The following is a 20,836-nucleotide window of genomic DNA, read 5'->3' on the forward strand; positions in this document are numbered from 1 at the left end:
CCAAGCGCGTTCACCCAAGCCCTGGGGCGGACGGTAGTCTCCACTGCGTGTCCGCGACCACTCCCGCCGAGCCAGTAGAGCCCGTCGAAAAAGCCCCGTCCACCGGTGCACGGCCCGCCAAGCGCCGTCGGACTCGCACCACGCGCGTCCGCCAGTTCCTGGTCGGAACCACGGTCGTCGTCCTGCTGGCGCTGGTCGCCGTGACGACCTTCGGGTGGCTCACCGCCCGCCGTCCGCTGCCGGAGACCTCCGGGGAGGTGCAGGTCGAGGGGCTGAGCGCGGACGTGCGCGTGAGCCGCGACGCCCAGGGCGTACCGCAGATCTACGCGGACACCGCCGAGGACCTGTTCCGCGCGCAGGGCTACGTGCACGCGCAGGACCGCTTCTTCGAGATGGACTACCGCCGCCACGTGACCGCTGGCCGCCTGGCCGAGCTGGTCGGCAACAACGAGGACGCGATCCAGGCCGACATGGTCACGCGCACCTTCGGCTGGCGGCACGTCGCCGAGGAGGAGTTCAACATCCTCGACGACGAGACCCGGCAGTACCTCCAGGCCTACGCGGACGGCGTGAACGCCTACCTCGAGAACCGCAGCCCCGGCGAGACGGCCGTGGAGTACACGGTGCTCGACGTCAGCGTCGAGGTGAACGAGCCGGAGCCGTGGGACCCGATCGACTCGCTGGCCTGGCTCAAGGCCATGGCCTGGGACCTGCGCGGCAACTACGACGACGAGCTCGACCGGGCCCTGGCCTTCAGCACCCTCGACGACGCCTCGCGCGTGGCCGAGCTGTTCCCGGCCTACTCCGGCACGGGCAACGCGCCGATCCTCGACCCCGCCGAGGCGGGCGCGCAGGCGAACGTCCCGGCCGGCACCGAGACGGCGTCGGCCACCAAGGACGTCTACCAGAGCGCGAACCTCGCCGACGCCCTCGAGTCGGCGCAGAAGGCGCTCGACGCCGTGCCCGTGCAGATCGCGCGCGGCGAGGGCACCGGCTCCAACTCCTGGGTGGTCTCGGGGCAGTACACGGAGTCGGGCAAGCCGCTGCTGGCCAACGACCCGCACCTCGACCTCGCCGCGCCCGGCATCTGGGCGCAGGTCGGTCTGCACTGCAACCAGGTGGGCCCGGAGTGCCCGTACGACGTGGCCGGCTTCTCGTTCTCCGGCTTCCCGGGCGTGATCATCGGCCACAACGCCGACATCTCCTGGGGCCTGACCAACATGGGCGCCGACGTCACCGACTTCTTCATCGAGCGCGTCCGCAACGACACGTACCTGCGTGGCGCGGACGAGTGGGTCCCGATGGAGAAGGAGACGGAGGTGATCCGGGTCGACGGCGGCAGCCCGGTCGACCTGGAGGTCCGGCGCACGGTGCACGGCCCGATCGTCTCGACCGTGATGGACGAGGCGCAGATGGACGCCGTGCGCAGCTCGCCCACGGAGACCGGCACCGAGCTGGGCCAGTACGAGATCTCGCTCCAGTGGACCGCGCTCCAGCCGGGACACACCGCGGACGCCGTGTTCGAGATGAACCGCGCCAAGACCCCCGCGGACATGAAGGCGGCGGCCGCGAAGTTCGAGGTCCCCGCCCAGAACATCGTGTTCGCCACGACGGACGGGCACATCGGCTACCAGGCGCCGGGCAAGATCCCGGTGCGCGCGAGCGTGCCCGGCGCTGTCGAGTCGGACGGCACCTGGCCGCGTCCCGGCTGGGACGCCCGCTACGACTGGACCGGCTACGTCGACCCGGCGCAGATGCCCGGCGTCGTGGACCCGAAGGAAGGCTTCGTCGTCGCGGCGAACCAGGCGGTGCTGCCCGGCGGCAACGGGCCGTTCCTCAGTCGTGACTGGGACTACGGGTACCGGTCGGAGCGCATCCGCACCCTGCTCACCGACCGGATCGCGGAGGGCCGCAAGCTGACGGCCGCCGACATGTCCGAGTTCCAGATGGACCAGTGGAGCGTGTTCGCCGACACCCTGGTGCCCGTGCTCCTCGCGGTGGAGCTCCCGGCCGGCTACGACTCGGACGGCCAGGCACTCCTGGCCGACTGGGACTATTCCATGGACGAGGACTCCGCCGCGGCGGCCTACTTCGCGGCGGTCTGGCGCAACCTGCTGCGCACCACCTTCAACGACGAGCTGCCCCAGTCCATGTGGCCCGACGGCGGCAGCCGCTGGCTCGCCGTCATCCAGGGCATGCTCGACAACCCGAACGACGCCTTCTGGGACGACCAGTCCACGGTGGCGGTCGTCGAGAGCCGGGACCAGGTGCTGACGGAGGCGCTGGTCAGCGCCCGCCAGGACCTCACGGTCGAGCTCGGCAAGGACACCAGCGACTGGGAGTGGGGCACGCTGCACCAGCTCCGGCTGGAGCACCTGGTGCTCGGCGGCTCGGGCGTCCCGGCCCCGATCTCGACCTACATGAACCCGGCCCCGGTCAAGGTCGGCGGCGGCTCCTCGATCGTGAACGCGACGTCCTGGGACGCGGCCAGCGGCAGCTTCGAGGTGACCAGCGGCCCGTCGATGCGCATGGTCGTGGACCTCGCCGACCTGGACGCGTCCACGTGGGTGGTCGTGACCGGCACGTCGGCGCACCCGGCGTCGCCGCACTACGACGACCAGCTCGGCGCGTGGGCGTCGGGGGAGACCTTCCCGTGGCCGTTCACCACCGAGGCGGTGGGACGCGCCGGCGAGGACGAGCAGACCCTGACGCCCTAGCGGCGTCGTGCGACCGCCCTGACGCCGTCCGGCACCTGCCGGGCGGCGTCCGGCGTCTGCGCCCGCCTCAGCCCAGCCAGCGCCAGTCGGTCGTGGTGGCGACGGCGTGGACCAGGATGTCGTGCTCCTCGCGCGGCAGCGGGTGGTCCGCGGCGTCGTACACCTCCTCGGGGAAGACGACGGCGACCACCTTCGCGCCCGGCCGCAGGTGGGTCAGGGCGCGGTCGTACCAACCACCGCCCTGCCCGAGCCGCACCCCGCGGGTGTCGACGGCGAGAGCGGGCGCCAGGACGACGTCGGCCAGCTTGACGGCGTCCGTGCCCAGCGCGGGGCCGCCGGGCTCCGGTGGGCGGCCGGGGGCGCGTTCCAGCAGGTCGTCCGGGCCGCTGTAGTCGGCCCAGTCGCGGGCGAGCCCTGCGCCGAGCACCGGCAGCAGCGCGCGGACGCCGCGGTCCGCGAGGCGGTCCAGGAGCGGCAGCATGCCGGGCTCGGCGCTGCGGGCCGCGTACGCCGCGACGCAACCGGCGTCGCGTACCTCGGGGATGGACTCGATGACGTCGGCGAACATCGCTGCGGCCTCCGCACGGCGCCGGGCGGACCGCAGGCCGCGCTGGGCGCGGATCGCACGGCGGAGCTCCTCCTTGGCGTCACCTGTCTCCATCCCGGGATGGACGGGGTAGGGCTGTGGCGTCGGAACAGAGATGCCGCTCATGACCGCTATTGTGCCAAGACTCCGAGACTGGATTGTTACGAACGGCGCACGAAGAAGGCGAGAACATGACCGAGCGGCTGCTCGACGGGTCACAGGCCACCGAGCGTGGTAGACCCTCCTCCAGCGAGGGAAACCTCACGGGGCGTGGCAGGGGGCGAACGATGTTGCCGTCGAGTAGGTCGGACGTGCCGGTAGGCACCACGGGAAAGTTTGTGAAGGGGTGGACGGTGGCCAAGCCATGGCCGGTGACGCTGCGTGAGGACACGCCGGCGGGAACTGTCGTGCTGCGCCCGCTGCGGCGCCGGGACGCGACCGACTGGTCGCGCCTGCGGGCCGAGAACGCGGCCTGGCTCGAGCGCTGGGAGGCGACGTCGCCCGGTGCGAACCGGTACATCGCCTCGACGTTCGGCGAGTACGTGCGATCCCTCTCGGCGCAGGCCCGCGCGGGCACGTCGCTCCCGTTCGGCGTGGAGCTCGACGGCGCCCTCGTGGGGCAGCTGACGGTCGCGTCCATCACCTGGGGCTCCATGTGCTCCGCGAGCATCGGCTACTGGGTCAGCCAGTCCGTGGCCGGGCGCGGCGTGATCCCGACGGCGGTCGCGATGGCCACGGACTACGCCTTCTTCCTGGGGCTGCACCGCATCGAGATCAACATCCGGCCCGAGAACAAGCCGAGCCTGCGCGTCGTCGAGAAGCTCGGCCTGCGGGACGAGGGCGTGCGCGAGCGGTTCCTGCACATCCAGGGTCAGTGGCGCGACCACCGCACCTTCGCGGTGACCCGCGAGGAGGTTCCCGAGGGCCTGCTGGCGCGCTGGCAGCGTCTGCGCGAGGCGCTGTGACGGCAGGACACGCCGTGCGTGGTGCGGCGGGGCGCGGTGATGCTCGCCTACCGTCGTGTCGTGGAATCGACCGCGGGACTCACAGCCGTAGCGCTGTTCGTCCTGTGGCTGGGCTACTGGCTGCCGAGCATGGTGCGTCGACGGGCGGAGCTGGCCGACGCCCGTGTACCGGACCGGTTCTCGGGCGGACTGCGCATCGTCGCCATGAGCGGCTCGGGTAGGAGAGGAGGGGCGATGGTCAACGACGGCAACCGGCGAGGTACGGGCCAGGGCGTGCCGCGCGTCGCCCACCCGACCCCGAGGCAGGGCCTCCCGCTCCAGATCATGGTGCGCGGCCGCCCCCTGACGGCGGAGCGCATCCGCCGGGTCGAGCGCCGCGCGCGCCGGGCCGCCCGGGCGCGCCGCCGCTTCATCGTGTCGATCTTCCTGCTGGTGTCCAGCGTCGTGGCGTGGACGCTCGTCGGCTTCGACCAGCTGCACTGGGGCGCCGCCGTCGCGTCGTCGGCCATGCTGCTGTTCGTCCTGTTCCTGGGGCGTCGTGCGGCCCGCGCCGCCCGCCGGGCGGACGCGCGGTGGCACGCGACGGTCCGGGCGGCGCGGCAGCGCGCCACGCAGGCCCGGGCCCTCGCGAACGGTGGCCCGTACGCGCCGCGCAACCGCGCGCAGGTCGTCGGGCTGGCGACACGCGGCTCGGACACGGAGACGCAGGCGATCCCGCGGGTGGGTGGCAAGAACGTGCTCGACGAGATCCTCGACGGCCCGGAGAAGCCCCGGGTCATCGAGGTCCCGGCGGAGGTCGTGGACGAGGCGCCCTCTGGTGCCGGGTCGACGGCGGACGCGCCGGCCTCGGCCGACGAGCCACCGAGCGGGCGTGCCTGGGACCCGGTCCCCGTGCCGCTGCCCACGTACGTGACCAAGCCCAGGGCGCCGCAGCGACAGCCTGCGGCGCTGCCTCCTGGTACGGCCGCGCCGGCGTCCGGGAAGGCGTCTGCGGGCACCTCCGGGCGTCCGGGCGATTCCGGGCCTTCGGGATCGGGCTCTTCGCCCGGTGCGGCTTCTGGCTCGACGACGGCGGCTGGTGCCGCCGAGGCAGGTGCCGACGCGATCGCCGAGGACGAGCTGCTCCGGGGCGAGCCGCCCCGCATGAAGTCGGAGACGCTGGGACAGCCGCTCGAGGAGATTCTGGCCCGACGCCGCGCGGCGGGGTGACCTGCCGCACCCCGCCGCCGGCGTCGTGGCTGGTCGGTGTCGCGGAGGTCACGCGTTCGTGACCCGCGCGACACCGGATCAAGTTGCGGAGCCCCGGCTGTGAAGTGCTAGTCTTCTGCAGTCCGAGGGGCTATGGCGCAGTTGGTAGCGCGTCTCGTTCGCAATGAGAAGGTCGGGGGTTCGAATCCCCCTAGCTCCACAGACGGAAACCCCGCTTGACCAGGGCAGATGCTCCGGCCAAGCGGGGTTTCTTCGTTGCCTGGAAGGCGTCTTCCTCGAATTGCGGCCCCCGAGTCGTCAGAGACCCCCGCTACCCCTCGCGCGGCGTCGCCACCCCTGGATTGAACTTGGGCACTCGGCATGCGCGGATCAGGGTTCCCCGTCTCGCAGCATTGCCCGTTCGTCTTCCCTCCATTCTGAGGCGGATTGAGGAGGCGGGAGCTCGACGCCAGCGATACCGGCCACTGCCTGAAACTCTTCCTTGAGATCGGCGATCAGTTCAGCGGCCAGGATCGCGACCTCGGGGTCGTTAAGGGGATCATCGAGAGTGAGTCCGAGCACCAGGTCACCCTCTTCGGTGAGGGTCACGATGGCTCCGTAGTGCGCTCGCGCGCGGACGTACATGGAGAACGCTCGTGATGCGTCAGGGTCTCGCCTCAGGTCGGCCAAGGCTTCGCGGTCGCCGGTGGCTGGCTGTTCATCGACCAGTGCACGCACGAGTGCTTCGAAGCGCGGCTCGCCAGGGTCCTCGGCGTCGACGTAGCGATCGATGAAGGTGGCGAGCACGGACGCTCGGTCTGCGGTCCGAACCCACACATAGATGTCGAAGCATGGCGGCACGCCATGAACGCTACCGCCGAGCGACTGATGCGCTCGCACAGTGGCCCATTCGGACAGCGCGTGCCCAGGGTGACCATGGTGGACACCAACCGCGCGGAGCGCGGCGGCCGACTCCTCGGTGTGGGCGGGTGCGCGGCCCCCCGGCGGCCCCCGCCGCCGCATCGGAGAAGCTTGGACGCATCACATGCACGCGGAATGGCGCGGGAGACTCGCCACGCGAGGCCCCGGGCCGTCTTCGCAATGAGAAGGTCGGGGGTTCGAATCCCCCTAGCTCCACAGACGGAAACCCCGCTTGACCAGGGCAGATGCTCCGGTCAGACGGGGTTTCTTCGTTGCCTAGGAGGCGTTCTCCGCGTCTCGGGTACTCCCGGCCTACTCCGTCCCGTCATTCAGGCGTTCCAACCCGGCGATATCGGCTCCGGCACCGAGGAAGCGCAGGTACCGGTTCGTCGTCGCGGCGGATTCTTGGCCGCACCACGCCTGCACCGTCGCGAGGTCCACACAGTGGGCAAGCCACAGGCACGCGGCGGTGTGCCGCAGATCATGCAAGCGGCGCCCCTGACTGGTCTTCTCCCAGTCGAGGGCGCGCAGCACGGCGGACCTGTGGAGCATGGCGCGTCGGGTCGTCGTGAGCAGCAGCTCGTGCGGTGTACCGCGATGAGCTCTTCGACGACGAGGCACAGGCCGCGCCGCGGATCCTCGACGGCCAGGCCCCGGCGGACGATCTCGGCGCACGAGTCCACCTGGGCGGCGAACACCTCGGCGAGGAGAGCCTCCTTGGTCGCGAAGTGCCGGTAGACCGTTGCCGCACCGACCTCGGCACTGCATCGCCTGGTCGGGGCGCATCAGGAACGTCACGTCCTGACGACGGCGACGGACTTCGAGAACGGAGTGCCTCGAGCGCTTGGGCCCGGTCGGTGGCTACGTCACGCATCAGGGCGCGCACTGGAACTCCGGCGGCGAGGAGTGCGCGAGTGGTCGCGCCGCCCTGCTTGCCGGTGGCGCCAGTGACCAGCACGGGTGCGGTGTCTTGGGGCATTGGTGCGGTGGGCATGGGTGCTCCTCCATGCCCGTTCGACAGGTGGCAGGGCTCGAAGAGCGTGTCCCTGGTTCAGATGCCGGCACCGCTGTCGAGCAGCCAGTGGTATCGCATCCGCAGAGCGCGTTCGGTGGCGCCTACGGCAGCGCCGAAGCCGAGCGCGACGTTGAGCCACAGCGGCAGATGCACGGGAGACACGAACGTGCCGATCGTGTCCGCGATGGGTGGAATCTCGGAGAGCGGCTCCGCGAGCTGCAAGAGGTTCAGGCCGATGCCGATGAGCAGCAAGAGGATAGAGACGGCGCCCATGAGCCCGCTCGCGGCAGGATGCTCGCGCGCGAAACGCATACGGCGCCCCTCTGCGGACTTCGGGTCTGGCTCCAGTCGATGCTCCGTGCCGTCGTCGGCGACGAAGTGCGCTCGACGCATCCCCGCCTCGCTCGTGCGCACGTCGATGTGCCCGCCCGGGACGGGGAAGAGCGCCGGCACTTTCGATTCGGCTACGTGCCGGCCGTCGCGGTAGAGGCCTGCCAACACCTCCCACGTCTCAGGATCGCCGCCGTGCTTGACCTCGACCGTGTACACCGACGTCTCGCCTCTGGGCGTCGCCGGGTCAGTGGGCAGGGCGATCGACAGCACCGACCGCCGTGTCATCTGCCACCAACGGAACGGGGCCAGCTGCCGCCCGTCGCCCGGCTTCACGCGCTTGACGAGGCGGCGGTCGTTCCAGCGTGCGGTCATGACTCTGGTCTCCTTCATGCTTCTGCAGTGGCGACTCACCGCGGCGCGTTCCCCATACCCGCGCTCACGTGTTTCATTCGGGTCCCGTGACGATCTGGCGTGCGCGGCGCAGCACGTCGAGCTGTGCGCCCGGCTGGGACAGCACGGCCAGCTCCGGAGAGACAACGCCCACGTGCTGGTCGGCTCGTGATCCTGGGAGGGGGCGTCACGTGCGCGCCGGACCACGGCGCCACGTGCGTGCCGTATCTGAAGGCGGTGGAGCCGGCGAGCTCACCGGCGGGTGGAGGACCAGGACGATGACGACGGCGACGAGGATCGCGGCGGTCAGGCTGACCGGGACGGGGATCACCGGGTCGCACAGGACCAGGACCGCGGCCACCGGGACGACGGTGTTGACGAGCGGGTCCGCGTGGTCACGGATCGCGATCCACCACGTCCCGGCAAGGAAGACCGCGATGGGGACGGTCACGGTGAAGGAGGCCGCCAGGCTGCTGAGTTCACTGTGTCCGGTCAGGGCGTCGATCTCGACCTCGATGCCTGCGGAGAGCGCGCCGGCGGCGGCGAACACGAGGTAGTGGACGTAGGCGTAGCGCAGTGATCCGCCGGCACCGGTGATGGCCCGGTGGTGCGGCGGCCAGAAGTAGATCCACCACAGGGCACCGGTTGCGACGAACGTGAGCGCGGCGATCGAGATCAGCGGTCCGAGGGTGTCGGTGTCATGGACGGCCTCGATGATCGCGTTGGCGGAGGCGAGCAGGCTCTCGCCGAGCAGGATGAGCGTGAACAGGCCGTAGCGCTCGGTGATGTGGTGCGGGTGCCACGGGGCGCTGCCACGCCGTTGAGCGATCACGGGGACCGTGACCTCGGCGCCGATGAGCAGCACCAGCATGATCATGCCCGGTGCTTCGGGCAGGACGAGCTGGGCCAGCCAGAGGACCTGGACGCCGGCGATACCCGCGGCGTAGACCTGCGCGGTGCGGCGCACGGACGGGTGCGAGCGTGCGGCCCGCAGCCACTGGGCGACCATGGCCAGGCGCATGACCACGTAGCCGATGACCGGCAGGGTGTAGTCCTGGTCGGTGAAGGCGGGCTCGATTCCCGTGGCGAGCACGAGCACGCCGGCCATCTGCACGATGGTCAGCACGCGGTAGAGCCAGTCGTCGGTGTCGAACGAGGTGGCGAACCAGGTGAAGTTCATCCACGCCCACCAGATCCCGAAGAACACCAGACCGTAGGTGGCCAGGCCGTCGAGCACGTGTCCCTCGGTCAGGGCGTGGTGGAGCTGGACCGAGGCGATGCTGACCGCGACGACGAAGACGAGGTCGAAGAACAGCTCGAGCACGCTGGCCGACCGGCCCGGTTCGCGCGGGTCGCGCGGTGCCATCGGGACGAGGCGGAACCTGCTCGCCGATGGGAGGGAAGTGCTCAACGGTGCGGGCTCCTTCGAAGGGTGGGCACGAGGTCAGCGCAGGGCGCGGACGTGCTCCCGGCCCACGGGGTCGGTGGCGTCGTCGAAGTCGTGGTGCGTGGTGAGCCATTTCTTCACGTAGGGGCAGACGGCGACGATGCGGTGCCCGGCCTGGACGCTGGTGCTCAGTGCGGTGCGGGTGAGGGTGCCGGCCAGGCCTCGGCCGCCGAACTCTTCGAAGACGACCGTGTGGTAGAAGATGCGCTGCGTCTCGCCGATGTCCTTGTAGACGGAGAACCCGGCGTGGGTGTCGTCGACGAAGACGTCGAAGCGGGTCTCGTCGGGGTTGTCGCGGACGGTCGCTTCGTACTGGCTCTGATCGTTCATCGCTGTGGTCCTCTCGTTGTGGGCAGTGGCGTGCACAGGTTCACGCCACGGGGTGCCCGCTGGCCGTGAACCCGGTCGAGACGAGGTCCTGCACGACGTCCCAGTGCTCGACGATGCGACCGTTCTCCAGGCGGAAGATGTCGACGATCACCACCGGGCCGGGCGCCCATCCGTGGACGATGCTGTGGGTGAAGACGAGATCATCCTGGGCCGCGATGCGTTGTAGGTCCCAGGTGGATCCCCGCAGACCGGGCGCGGCGGGGCGCAGCATCTCCAGACCATCGGACGCCTGAGGGCTGTGCCGTGCATACGGCTCTGCCCCGTAGCGATACACCCCGGTGAGGTCCCTCTCGGCGAAGAGCTCTCGCAGCGCGGTGAGCACGATCTCGGTGGTGCGCTCGGTCTTGCCACTACCGACGGCGCTGCGGTCGGCGACGGGGACGTCGGTCACCTCGGTGATGGTTCCGACGAAGTTGTACAGCGTGCCGTCGACGGTGACGTTGGAGTACACCGTCGCGTTCGCGAGATCCACCACGTGGGTCACTGTCGTGCCGCACGCCTCGGCCCACGAGTTCAGGTAGAGATCGTCGCGGATCTCCTTCAGATCGAGGGCGACGGTCTCGGCGTGGCCGTTCGGTGTGAGCCCACCGCCTTCCTCCACGACGAACCTGCCCTGCGACGATGAGCTGAAGGTGAACCGCATCCTCAGCCACCCCATGTCAAACCGGTAGGTCTTGCCGACCATCGGCACGGTCATGACGATCCTTCCTCTCGATACCGGCAGCTCCGGTACTGAGTTGACTGCTCACGTCAGAGCGACCCGGAGCGCCTTGCAGGCTCTCCCCCGGTCCGAACCGAGCTCGAACGCTTGGCGCGCTCCACGAGCCAGACCATGACGACGACCAGGACGTTCATCACCATGAGGATGATGAGGGAGGGGCCCGGCCCGGATCCGACGCCGCGGTCGATCACCGACGAGCCGCCGCCTGCGAAGAGGGCATTCACGATCCCGGCGACAACGTTGTTGGAGACGTGGAAGGCAATCGCGGCTTCCAGCCCGCCGCTGATCAGACCCATGATCGCCGTGCACGCGGAGAAGACGAACAGATAGCTGACGAGCCACGGGTCCAGGGACACGTGAACCGCTGCGAAGAGCGCCCCAGAGACGACGATGCCGAACACCATGGCAAGCCGGACGCTGCGGAACCAGGAGCCGGCGGCGGGGATCACCGCTCCTCGGAAGGCAATTTCCTCACCTGCGGACTGCAGAGGAGTGAAGAGAAGAGTGGCGACGAGAGTGGCGATGGTAGTCGCTCCGATCTCGAACGCCCCCCGTCCGGTAGACCCCGGCGCGACGAGTGTTGTCACGATGCCGGCGAGACCGACCAGGACCGCGGATCCCAGGAGATAGACCCCGACGCGTCGCCAGTCGAAGGTACGGGTGTGCCGGAACACCGCACGCCACGGCACCTTCGCCATCCTCGCGACCAGCACCGTCGCGAGCAACGCGGTGATGGCGGTGCTCAGTCCCGTCGCGACGATCGTGAGCGGTGTGAGTGCAGGCTTGTTCGGATCTGCCGGCCCCTCGATCAGGACGACCGGTTGGAACACGATGATCTGGACCAGGAGCAATATCACCGGTACCGCGACCAGGACGACCAGGGACTTCCAGCGCGACATCCGGAAGTGGACACCGAACGGCCGGTCGGGCGATGTCCCAGGCAGCGCGACCTCTGCATCACCGGCGCGAACGGGACGTGCGTAGCCCTGGTCTGCGGGCCCCGTCACTGTCCGGCTCCCGACGAGAGCGACCCCTTGTCGCCGCCTGTGACGGCCTCTGGTGTGCGCACGATGAACAACCTTTCCTGAGGACGGGTCGAGTGATCCGCTCGTGAGTAGACAATCTGCCGTGGGGGCAAACACAAACGTTCGACGGTGCTAGACCATCGAGGTCTGCGGAGCCTCTGCCGACGCCGGCGTCAGGACCGTCCCCGTGTGTCGCGTACGGATCGCCACGACGATGACGGCGCCGATGATGAGCGGAACAGGGATGAGGGCGGTCAGGTCGATCGCGCCGGCGGAGCGGTCGGTGGCCACGGTGGGGTCCACCTGGAGCGCGGCGTCGATGACGAACTGGGTGGTGTTGTACACCGCATGGAGCACGACGGCGATCTCGAGCCCGCCGGTACGCCAGGTGATCCACGCGGTGCCGGCCGCGAAGACGATGTACCAGAGGTTCAGCAACCCGCTCGTGGAGACGTGGACCAGCGCGAAGAGGACGCTCGAGATGATGATGGCGAGCACGAGTCCGAGGCGCGCACTGTGCGTCCAGCTGCCGACGACGCGGAGGATGAGACCGCGGAAGCCGTATTCCTCGCCGGCGGCCTGGAACGGCGTCAGGGCGAGTGCCGTGGCGGTGAGAAGGAGCGTGTCGTCCCATGTCCAGGTCGTCTGCGGCAACGGCGTCTGGTAGTACACGATCTGGAACAGGACGGTCACCGGAAGGAGGATCACGAGGGCGCGGCCGAAGATGTCGAAGCGGAAGTGCGACAGCACCGACGACAGCGACCCGCCCCGCACGCCGTAGAGCCAGCGCTGGATCAGCATGCTCCACGGGATCAGCAGTGCCACGGAGAACGCACCGACAGCGTTGACGAGCGGGGTGTACCCCGGCCTGGCCTCTGTGCCGATTGCCGTGTCAATGAGGGTGGCGATGATCGCGAGCGCAAGAATGAAGAACTGCATGCCTCCGATAAGGAGGGCGATTGCGAGGACGCCTCGTCCGATACGGCGTTTGTCGCTGACGAGCCCGCGGTGGTACTCCACAGGCGTGATGGGGTGTTCCATCATGTTCTCTCTCTGTTCTTCATGGGTGGACGCGAGGTCGGTATGGCGTAAGTCGTCAGACGCCGATGCCGTCGAGAAGCCAGTTGCATCTGAGGTGGAGCACACGCTCTGAGACCAGTCCCGCTAAGCGTTGTGCGCTCGTTCCACACATTCCAGAGGTGGCACTGCCAATATTCGCGAGGATAGTGACGCGCCCGATCACGGTGTTGTTCATGATGGATCTCCTTGGCAGGCTGCCGGAGGCCGTGCGGTCACGCCGGCGGGGACCTGTTCCAGGCACGACGAACCGGCGTCGACGGAGTGGGCCGGAGCCCTTCCCGCGGCGTGGCACGACGCTATGGCGGGCGTCCGGCAGACGTCCAAGACTTGTCCCGACGCCGGACGATAAGAACTGTCTATCGATCAGCAGGCGCCCCGCGTCGATACCTCTCCGCCCAAGGGTTCCCGACCGGGCACGCCGTAGCGTTCGTAGGCGCGCTGGAACTTCGCGCGGCGCGCGCCGGAGCTGAGCAGCACCAGGACGGTCACGACGAGGAAGTTGCCGGCGATCGCGGCGATGAGCGGCTGGACGAGCTCGGGCACCTGCCCGAGGAGGTTCTGGAGGGTTTCGACGAGGTCCATGATGTGCTCCTGCGGTTGCGGCCGTCGGGTGGTCCCCGGTCCTGACTCCAGTCCACCGCTCGTGAGCTCCGCCCAGAAGTGTCGGCCTGTCATCGCCTTCCCGGTGCTTTGCACACCCCACCCATGACATGCGTCATGCCCCTCACCCGAGAGGATGAGCAGCCCGCCCGAGCGTGCCACCGCCTCGTCGCCGGCAGCGGAAGGCCGCACCACGCTACGGCTGACCCGACGCATCAACGCGACCTGTGCGGGATGTCGCCTCGACGAGCCCGACCGGGCGCGAGGTGACGTACCCGATCGCTACGCGATCGGACCCGCTGGCATGAGGAGGTCCGCTACGCGGCACCGCACGGCAGGCGTGTCACTATCCTCGCGGATAGTGGCAGAGCCGCCTCTGGCGTCCGTTGATCGTGCACGCGACCCTGAATGAGAACTGCTCATCCGCGCGCGTCGCGAACTCAGGACCACGATGAGGAACACCCACATGACTGATCTGATGAAGGCCGTTGTGCTCACCCGATTCGGAGGGGTCGATGCCTTCGAGCTGCGCGATGTCTCCGTGCCGGAGGTCGGACCCCGCCAGGTGCGGGTGCGCGTCCACGCGACTGCCGTCAACCCGCTCGACTTTCAGATCCGTCGCGGAGACTACGCGGACCATGTGCCGCTCCCGGCGGTCATCGGACACGACATCTCCGGCGTGATCGAGGAGGTCGGCTCCCACGTGACAGAGTTCCGTGCAGGCGACGAGGTCTACTACACCCCCAGGATCTTCGGCGGTCCCGGCTCCTACGCCGAGCAGCACGTCGCCGACGTCGACCTCGTCGGCCACAAGCCGCAGAACATCAGTCACCTGGAGGCGGCGAGCCTGACTCTCGTCGGCGGGACGGTCTGGGAGGCCCTGGTGACGCGAGCTCAGCTCACCGTGGGGGAGACGGTCCTCGTCCATGGGGGCGCGGGCGGTGTCGGCACGATCGCGATCCAGGTCGCGAAGGCGATGGGCGCACGGGTGATCACGACCGCCAGAGCCAGCGAGCACGAGTTCGTGCGCTCTCTCGGAGCGGACACGGCGATCGACTACACCTCGACGGACTACGTGGGTGCGGTGGCCGAGCTGGCTCGAGGCAAGGGGGTCGATGTCGTCCTGGACACGATCGGTGGCGACACGCTCACCAGGAGCCCACTGACGCTCGCTGATGCCGGACGCGTCGTGAGCATCGTCGACCTCGCGCAGCCGCAGAACCTCATCGAGGCGTGGGGCAGGAACGCCGCCTATCACTTCGTCTTCACGCGACAGAACCGAGGAAAGCTGGACGCGCTCACCACGCTGGTCGAGCGTGGCCTGGTCAAGCCGGTCATCGGTGCGACTCTTCCGCTCGCCCGGATCGGCGAGGCTCACGAGCTCCTGGAGAACAGGCGGTCGTACGCACTGCACGGCAAGGTCGCGATCGATGTGGCGGGCGAGACGGTCGCGCTTCCCCCTCGGATCTCGTAGCAGAACGAGCAGCCTGGGCGCCGATCGCGGTGGTCAGCTCCGCCCGGCGAAGGTGGCGCGGTACTCCGAGGGGGACACGTCCAGGAGCCGGCGGAAGTGCAGTCGGAGGTTCGATCCGGTTCCCAGGCCGACCTGGTCCGCGATGCGGTCGATCGACAGCCTGGTGCTCTCCAGGAGCTCGCGGGCGGTGTCGACCCGCGCCCGGAGGATCCACTGCATCGGCGTGGTGCCGGTCTCTTCGGCGAAGCGGCGCAGGAACGTGCGGGGCGAAAGCCGTGCGTGTGCGGCGAGCTCGGCGACCGTGAGCTGCTGGTCGAGCCGCGCCATTGCCCATTCGCGCGTCGCCGCGAGGGTCTCGCCATGGACCGCCGGACTCGTCTTCGGCAGGTACTGGGCCTGGCCCCCGTTCCGGTAGGGCGCGGTGACGAGTCCTCGTGCGATCTCTGTCGCCTGGCTCACGCCGAGGTCGCGCCGGACGATGTGCAGGCACAGGTCGAGTCCGGCGGCGGCACCCGCTGAGGTGAGGATGGATCCCTCGTCGACGAAGAGCACGTTCGGCTCGACCGTGATCTGCGGGTGCTGCTCCGCGAGCTTCTCCGCGGCGTCCCAGTGCGTCGTCGCGCGCAAGCCGTCGAGCAGGCCGGCATCCGCGAGGGCGAACGCGCCGTAGCAGATCGACGCGATGCGCGCCCCGCGGGACGCGGCGGTCCGAAGCGCTTCGTGCACCTCCACCGGTATCGGCCGACCGGCCGGGACGTACCCCGGGACGATGATCGTGTCCGCGTCGGCCAGTGCCTCCAGGCCCCGCGGGACCGTGAAGCCGAAGTCTCCGTGGGTTGTCACCGTTCCGGCGGTGATGCCGCAGGCTGATACCTCGTAGGGGAACCCGGACTCCGGATGGAACACCTCCGCCGGGATCCCGACGTCCAGAGGGCGCGCCCCGTCGAGCACGAGGACCACCACCTGATGCGGTCGCTGCACAGCCGACTCCGATCTGGTCGACGCGTACCGACCTTGTCATTACCCTCGCACCCAGGCGCATTATTGTCAGCCGCGCCTACCCGCCTCGGGGCGGCGCAGCGCAGCAGGGATGATGCGGCTCAGATCACGGGCCGCTTGCTGTCGATGTGGCCGAGTGTCGCGCCGGTCTCGGCCAGTGCTGCGGCGGCTTTCGCCCATCCGGTATCGGCGGGGTCCAGAACGCTGCGCAGGTAGGTGGTCGTCAGTCGCTGCAGGACCGCGACGCGTTCCGGGTTCTCGTCGGTGGTCTCGGCAGCCTCCCAGTTCGGGATGCCGCCCAGGGAGTGCTCGGCGTCGAACAGGGTCAGCAGGTCGGTGGCGCCCGGGCTGTGGGTGTAGGCGTCGGTGAACCAGTCCGGGCCGCGGCTGGACATCTTCGACTGGTCGTGGTCACCGGCCACCACGAGTGTGGGCGTGGTCAGCTCGCTGAACGACGGGTTCATGAACGGGAAGTGCTCCTGGGCGAACGGGTGCAGATCCTCGCCCCCGATCCCGGTCGCGGCCAGCAGCACGCCTGCCTGCACACGCCGGTCCGCGTAGTCCTGGGCGGCCTGGCCCGCGGCGTCGAGCACGCGGGCGCCGAGCAGCATCTGCACGGTCTGGGCGCCCCAGGAGTGTCCGGCAGCGACCACCCGGCGCCGGTCGACCCGCCCGGCAAGGCCTGGCACCGCACGTTCGATCGTCTCGAGCTGGTCCATGGCCCGCACGAGGTCGGCGTGCCGCTCGGTCCAGACCTCGCCGAACCGGGGGTCGTCGAACCCGATGCCGTCACGACGGGAGTCCAGGTGCGTCGGCTGGACGACGACGAACCCACGAGACGCCCAGAAGGCCGTCAGGGGTGCGTATCCGTCGAGCGACCACCCGTTGCCGTGCGAGAACAGCAGCACCGGCAGGCGCTGCCCGGTCACGGGGGCAGAGACGCGCACGTCGAGGGGGAGCGCTCTGCCCGGCGCGTCGAGGCGCACCGGGGCGACCGAGACGACCAGGTCACCGGCGCCGACGACGGCATCGAGGGCGCGGACGACCGGGGTGTCGGTCGTCGCTGGAGCAGCAGTCACGGGAGATCACACGTCCTTTGCGTTCGAGGCCTTCGCCGAGCACAATCTAAGCGGAGCGCCGCTCCGAAAGAATACGGAGCAACGCTCCGGTTTGCAAGCCTCGACGAAGGGTTCCCATGACGACTGCCGGTCCCGCTGGCTCGACACCCCGCGCCAAGCGCGTCGATGCCCAGCGCAACGAACAGGCCCTGCTGGAGGCCGCCGCCGCTGTCTTCGTGACGGCCGGCGTCGATGCGCCCGTGCGGCTGATCGCCGAACGCGCGGGGGTGGGCATGGGGACGATCTACCGGCACTTCCCCACCCGCCCCGCCCTGGTGGCGGCGGTGTACCAGCACCAGGTGGAAGCGCTGGCCGAAGCAGGCCCTGCACTCCTGCGCGAGTCCGGCGACCCCGAGGTCGCCCTCCAGCGATGGGTGGCCGGCTTCGTCGACTTCCTCGTGACCAAGCACGGGCTCGCCGGTGCGCTCGGGTCCGACACGGAGGGCGTGAACTCCCTGCACCACTACTTCGTCGACCGGCTCGTCCCGGTCTGCGACGCCCTGCTCGACGCCGCACTCGAGCCGGAGGCGTCCGGGCGGGTGTCCGGGTACATGCTCATGCGCGGCATCGGCAACCTCTGCATCGGCGGCGGTAACGACCCCCGCTACGACGCCGCCCGCCTGGCCACCCTTCTGGTGACCGGGGTGCTCACCGGGGCACGACACGACCGCGACTCGGGCACCATCGCTCCGGAAGGCGACCGCAGACCGCCGCGCGACACGAAGTGACCCCACCATGGGGCTGCGGCACAGGTCGATCTCGAAAGTAGTGGCCGGCCGGACTCCACATCTCGGCGGTGAGCGGCGTCTTAAGGGGGCAAGCACATCCGACTCTCCTGGAGATCCACGTGACCAGCAGCCCCAGCACCGTTCGCTCCACGACCTTCCGCCTCACCGCCATCGGCGTCGCGGCCACCACCCTGTGCGTCGGCAGTGCCGGCTTCGTCGCCGCGGCCAACCCGGCCTCGGCCTTCGGTCAGGCGGTCGGCACCGCGGTGCACGCCGCCGGCGTCGACTGGTCCGACATGCCCGACGGCTACACCCAGGCGCAGTACGAGGCCTTCTGGGGCGCCGAGTACAGCGGTGAGGACCTGGTCGAGCTGCAGGCGCTCTGGTCGCTCGACGAGACCGAGACCAAGTCCCGCGCCGGCCAGATGATCCTCGACGGCGAGCAGTTGCCGTTCGAGCCCGGCACGCACACGACGCCGGAGCCGACGGCGGGCGAGCAGGCGGCGATCGTCGCGTTTCTCGACGCCGGCTACACGTCCGAGGACGTCGACACGCTGAGCGCGCTGTGGGACACCGAGTTCGTGGAGACCAAGGCACGCGCCGGCCAGATGGTGCTCGACGGCGAGGAGCTGCCCCTGGACGCCGCCACGACGTCCGGTAGCTGACCCTTGCGCCCGGCACCGCCGACGACTCGCCAGGAGGCGACCATCAACACCCTCACGCTGCGTATCGGCTTCGAGGTGGAGCTGCTCGCGCCCGCCGGTTCCGACCGGCAGGTGCTCGCGGACGCTCTCGCGAGCCGCCGCGGCGGCCGGGTGCGCCGGTCCTTCCATACCGACAGCGAGCCGTCGGCGGTGCCGGGCGTGGGCGTGTTCCGGCACCTGTCGCCCGCGTTCGACGTGGTCGACGGCGCCGGCGCCCATGTCGTGCGCCTCGTGGACGACATCACCCTCGTGTCCGACCTGGCCGGCACGACCACCCGGCCCGGGCACCGCGGGTGGTACCGGGTGCTGTGCGACGAGCCCCGCCTGCTGCGCCTGGTCGAGCGGTCCACCGATCCGGACGCCACCCTGCCCGACGTGCTGGCACCGGTCGCCGAGCTGTTCGGCACCCGCGTGGAAGTGATGGGCGGAGCGGCGCGGGTGAACGACAGCGCGGGGGCCACCGTCGCTGTCGCCATGCCGCTGCCGGCCGGGCGCGAGCGGCCCTGCGAGGTCGTCACCCCGCCGATCGTCGAGAACCACGGCGAGGTGCTCGACGAGCTGCTGGGCACCGCGCGGGGCCTCGGCTTCACGGTGCCCGCCGAGGCGGCCGTCCACCTGCACCTGGACGGTGCGCCGTTCCGGCGGTCCGCGCCGTTCGCCAACCTGGTCCGCCTGTTCGGGTACTGGCGCGAACCGCTGTGGGAGGTGCTGGGCACCAACGAGGCGTGCCGCCGTCTGGCGCCGCTGCCCGCGGAGCTGCTCCGGCTCGTGGAGCGAGGCGACCAGTCCTGGGGCGAGCTGGCCGCGGCCGCACGCGGGATCGGCCTGACCAAGTACGCCGACGTGAACCTCACCCAGCTCGTCACCCCGCACCCCGTCCGGGACACGGTCGAGGTCAGGATCCTGCCCGGGGCGCTGGAGGCCTCCGACATCGTGAGACGTACCGCGCTCGTGGAGCACCTGGTGCGCAGATGCCTCGACGACGCCCCGGTACCACGGCCCGGCGGCGCGGCGGCCCACGATCCGGCAGGGGCGCTGCTGGCGCTGACGACGACGGGTGCCGACCGATGACCATCTGGCTCGAGACCGCCGGCACGGACAGTGCGCCCACGCCGCGGGCGGCGCCCGCGCCTGCGCAGGACGGCGACCACCCCGCCCGGGCCCGATCGCTGGAGGAGCTGGTGCGGGCGCACCTGCCCGGCCTGATCCGTTACGCGACGGTGCTGGTCGGTGACCAGCACACCGCCGCGGACCTCGTCCAGGAGGTGCTGCTGCGGGCCCACCAGCGGTGGCACCGCATCACCCTGACCGACCGGCCCGACCTGTACCTGCGGCGCATGGTCACCAACGAGCACCTGTCGTGGCGGCGGCACTGGCACGTGCGCATGATCCGGCCCACCGCCGACGACGCCCTGGTCGACCACGCCGGTGCCGGCGGCGACCCCGCGGAGCACCTCGCCCAGCAGGACGCCATGTGGCGGCGTCTGGCCCGGCTCCCGGCGCGCCAGCGTACGGTGCTCGTGCTGCGGTACTACGAAGGGCTGGCCGACGCCGAGATCGCGACGGTGCTCGGCACCTCGCCGGCCACCGTCCGCTCCCACGCCGCGCGGGCTCTGGCCACCCTGCGGCACACCGACCCGACCTTCATGGAGACGCGATGACCCAGGACCGCCGCACCGGTACGCCGGTGCCCGGACCCCGGCCGGGGGGCGACGACCGGCACGACGACCTCGCCGAACGCATCGCGGCAGCCCTGCGCTCCCGTGAGCCCGACGCCGCCGACACCGCGGCCGTCGCGCTGCGGATCGCCGCGCGGATCGAGGCGGCCGACGCCCGGAGCGGCCTCGTCACCCCGTTCGCCCGGCGCGCGGGAACCATCGCGGTCACCGGCGTGGTCGCGTCGGCCCTGGGCATGGTCGGAGCGGGCGCCACCGCTGCGGCCAACCCGTACACGGACTTCGCCGCCGCGGTCGACGGCGTCGCGCACGCCGTCGGCGTCGACTGGTCCTCGATGCCCGACGGCTACACGCGCGAGCAGCACGACGCGTTCTGGGATGCCGGGTACAGCGCGGAGGACCAGGTGGAGCTGGCGGAGCTCTGGTCAGTCGACATCATCGAGGTCAAGGCCCGCGCCGGCCAGATGGTCCTGGACGGCGAGCGGCTCCCGTTCAAGCCGGGTACGCACACCACGTCCCAGCCGTCGGCGGAGGAGATCGCGTCGAGTCAGGCGTTCATCGACTCCGGCTACACGTCTGAGGACCTCGCTGCGTTGAGCGCCCTGTGGAACGTCGACGAGATGGAGGCCAAGGTCCGCGCCGGGGAGATCTTGCTCGCTGGGAAGCCGCTCCCGCTGCCCTGACCTCGCGCCCCCACCCGCACGTCGCCCCAGCACAGCCCGGCCGCCAGATCTGGCCCTGTGGGCGGATACTGAGGCG

The 20,836-nt window shown here is 70.2% G+C and carries 22 protein-coding genes and 1 tRNA gene; 10 read left to right on the forward strand and 13 right to left on the reverse strand.

Annotation, left to right across the window (positions count from 1 at the left end; translation table 11 throughout):
* The first annotated feature begins 182 nt into the window (after positions 1 to 182).
* On the forward strand, positions 183 to 2,717 hold the full coding sequence (locus QRN56_RS18005; protein ID WP_285105909.1) for a penicillin acylase family protein: 2,535 nt from the start codon (positions 183 to 185) through the stop codon (positions 2,715 to 2,717).
* Positions 2,718 to 2,784: 67 nt separating this feature from the next.
* Here the strand turns inward: QRN56_RS18005 and QRN56_RS18010 are convergent, their stop codons facing one another.
* Positions 2,785 to 3,429, reverse strand: coding sequence for a 5-formyltetrahydrofolate cyclo-ligase (locus QRN56_RS18010; RefSeq protein ID WP_285105520.1), 645 nt, complete (start codon positions 3,427 to 3,429; stop codon positions 2,785 to 2,787).
* Between the two features lie 227 nt (positions 3,430 to 3,656).
* Here QRN56_RS18010 and QRN56_RS18015 point away from each other — a divergent pair, with 227 nt between their 5' ends.
* The 3 genes from QRN56_RS18015 to QRN56_RS18025 all read left to right on the forward strand — a co-directional run bounded on the left by QRN56_RS18015 (position 3,657) and on the right by QRN56_RS18025 (position 5,676).
* Positions 3,657 to 4,268, forward strand: coding sequence for a GNAT family N-acetyltransferase (locus QRN56_RS18015; RefSeq protein WP_377230813.1), 612 nt, complete (start codon positions 3,657 to 3,659; stop codon positions 4,266 to 4,268).
* A 60-nt stretch (positions 4,269 to 4,328) separates the two neighbouring features.
* A complete protein-coding gene (locus QRN56_RS18020; RefSeq protein ID WP_285105522.1) occupies positions 4,329 to 5,477 on the forward strand; it encodes a hypothetical protein in 1,149 nt (382 codons plus the stop codon).
* A 126-nt stretch (positions 5,478 to 5,603) separates the two neighbouring features.
* Positions 5,604 to 5,676: transfer RNA gene (locus tag QRN56_RS18025), tRNA-Ala, on the forward strand.
* A gap of 170 nt (positions 5,677 to 5,846) precedes the next feature.
* Here QRN56_RS18025 and QRN56_RS18030 read toward each other — a convergent pair.
* The 10 genes from QRN56_RS18030 to QRN56_RS18070 form a co-directional block, all read right to left on the reverse strand.
* Entirely contained in the window at positions 5,847 to 6,263 is a 417-nt protein-coding gene (locus QRN56_RS18030) for a hypothetical protein (protein ID WP_285105523.1), read from the reverse strand.
* Between the two features lie 426 nt (positions 6,264 to 6,689).
* On the reverse strand, positions 6,690 to 6,911 hold the full coding sequence (locus QRN56_RS18035; protein WP_285105524.1) for a site-specific integrase: 222 nt from the start codon (positions 6,909 to 6,911) through the stop codon (positions 6,690 to 6,692).
* A complete protein-coding gene (locus QRN56_RS27655; RefSeq protein ID WP_350224586.1) occupies positions 6,859 to 7,371 on the reverse strand; it encodes an NmrA family NAD(P)-binding protein in 513 nt (170 codons plus the stop codon). Before QRN56_RS27655 ends, QRN56_RS18035 begins: the two co-directional genes overlap by 53 nt.
* Positions 7,372 to 7,428: 57 nt before the next feature.
* Positions 7,429 to 8,097: a hypothetical protein gene (locus tag QRN56_RS18040; protein ID WP_285105526.1), complete on the reverse strand. Its 669-nt coding sequence runs from the start codon at positions 8,095 to 8,097 to the stop codon at positions 7,429 to 7,431.
* Positions 8,098 to 8,302: 205 nt separating this feature from the next.
* Complete coding sequence (locus QRN56_RS18045; RefSeq protein ID WP_285105912.1) at positions 8,303 to 9,481, reverse strand: low temperature requirement protein A; 1,179 nt, start codon at positions 9,479 to 9,481, stop codon at positions 8,303 to 8,305.
* Between the two features lie 78 nt (positions 9,482 to 9,559).
* The gene (locus QRN56_RS18050) at positions 9,560 to 9,892 is read right to left on the reverse strand and encodes a GNAT family N-acetyltransferase (protein ID WP_285105528.1); all 333 of its coding nucleotides are present in this window, start codon (positions 9,890 to 9,892) and stop codon (positions 9,560 to 9,562) included.
* A gap of 40 nt (positions 9,893 to 9,932) precedes the next feature.
* Positions 9,933 to 10,637, reverse strand: coding sequence for a nuclear transport factor 2 family protein (locus tag QRN56_RS18055; protein ID WP_350224587.1), 705 nt, complete (start codon positions 10,635 to 10,637; stop codon positions 9,933 to 9,935).
* 65 nt (positions 10,638 to 10,702) lie between these two features.
* Positions 10,703 to 11,572 carry a CPBP family intramembrane glutamic endopeptidase gene (locus QRN56_RS18060; protein ID WP_285105531.1) on the reverse strand — a complete coding sequence of 290 codons (870 nt, stop codon included), beginning with the start codon at positions 11,570 to 11,572 and terminating at the stop codon, positions 10,703 to 10,705.
* Between the two features lie 258 nt (positions 11,573 to 11,830).
* Positions 11,831 to 12,844, reverse strand: a complete 1,014-nt coding sequence (locus tag QRN56_RS18065; RefSeq protein ID WP_285105533.1) for a CPBP family intramembrane glutamic endopeptidase — start codon at positions 12,842 to 12,844, stop codon at positions 11,831 to 11,833.
* Between the two features lie 297 nt (positions 12,845 to 13,141).
* Positions 13,142 to 13,360 (reverse strand): hypothetical protein, encoded by a 219-nt coding sequence (locus QRN56_RS18070; RefSeq protein ID WP_285105535.1) that lies wholly within the window; start codon positions 13,358 to 13,360, stop codon positions 13,142 to 13,144.
* Between the two features lie 484 nt (positions 13,361 to 13,844).
* Here QRN56_RS18070 and QRN56_RS18075 point away from each other — a divergent pair, with 484 nt between their 5' ends.
* Positions 13,845 to 14,852 carry a zinc-dependent alcohol dehydrogenase family protein gene (locus QRN56_RS18075; protein WP_285105536.1) on the forward strand — a complete coding sequence of 336 codons (1,008 nt, stop codon included), beginning with the start codon at positions 13,845 to 13,847 and terminating at the stop codon, positions 14,850 to 14,852.
* 33 nt (positions 14,853 to 14,885) lie between these two features.
* On the opposite strand, the gene QRN56_RS18080 is transcribed toward QRN56_RS18075, so the two are convergent.
* Together QRN56_RS18080 and QRN56_RS18085 are read right to left on the reverse strand one after the other, a co-directional pair.
* The gene (locus QRN56_RS18080) at positions 14,886 to 15,833 is read right to left on the reverse strand and encodes a GlxA family transcriptional regulator (protein WP_285105538.1); all 948 of its coding nucleotides are present in this window, start codon (positions 15,831 to 15,833) and stop codon (positions 14,886 to 14,888) included.
* Positions 15,834 to 15,952: 119 nt separating this feature from the next.
* Positions 15,953 to 16,930: an alpha/beta hydrolase family protein gene (locus tag QRN56_RS18085; protein WP_285105540.1), complete on the reverse strand. Its 978-nt coding sequence runs from the start codon at positions 16,928 to 16,930 to the stop codon at positions 15,953 to 15,955.
* 116 nt (positions 16,931 to 17,046) lie between these two features.
* Here QRN56_RS18085 and QRN56_RS18090 point away from each other — a divergent pair, with 116 nt between their 5' ends.
* From QRN56_RS18090 to QRN56_RS18110, 5 genes are all read left to right on the forward strand, one after another.
* Positions 17,047 to 17,697: a TetR/AcrR family transcriptional regulator gene (locus QRN56_RS18090; RefSeq protein WP_285105542.1), complete on the forward strand. Its 651-nt coding sequence runs from the start codon at positions 17,047 to 17,049 to the stop codon at positions 17,695 to 17,697.
* A gap of 119 nt (positions 17,698 to 17,816) precedes the next feature.
* Entirely contained in the window at positions 17,817 to 18,362 is a 546-nt protein-coding gene (locus QRN56_RS18095; protein ID WP_285105544.1) for a hypothetical protein, read from the forward strand.
* A 3-nt stretch (positions 18,363 to 18,365) separates the two neighbouring features.
* On the forward strand, positions 18,366 to 19,472 hold the full coding sequence (locus QRN56_RS18100) for an amidoligase family protein (RefSeq protein WP_285105546.1): 1,107 nt from the start codon (positions 18,366 to 18,368) through the stop codon (positions 19,470 to 19,472).
* The gene (locus QRN56_RS18105) at positions 19,469 to 20,062 is read left to right on the forward strand and encodes a SigE family RNA polymerase sigma factor (protein WP_285105548.1); all 594 of its coding nucleotides are present in this window, start codon (positions 19,469 to 19,471) and stop codon (positions 20,060 to 20,062) included. The genes QRN56_RS18100 and QRN56_RS18105 overlap by 4 nt, the downstream gene beginning before the upstream one ends.
* Positions 20,059 to 20,760: a hypothetical protein gene (locus tag QRN56_RS18110; protein ID WP_285105549.1), complete on the forward strand. Its 702-nt coding sequence runs from the start codon at positions 20,059 to 20,061 to the stop codon at positions 20,758 to 20,760. The genes QRN56_RS18105 and QRN56_RS18110 overlap by 4 nt, the downstream gene beginning before the upstream one ends.
* Positions 20,761 to 20,836: the final 76 nt, after the last annotated feature.

This window comes from Promicromonospora sp. MEB111, from assembly GCF_030209445.1.
Taxonomy (GTDB): Bacteria; Actinomycetota; Actinomycetes; order Actinomycetales; family Cellulomonadaceae; genus Promicromonospora.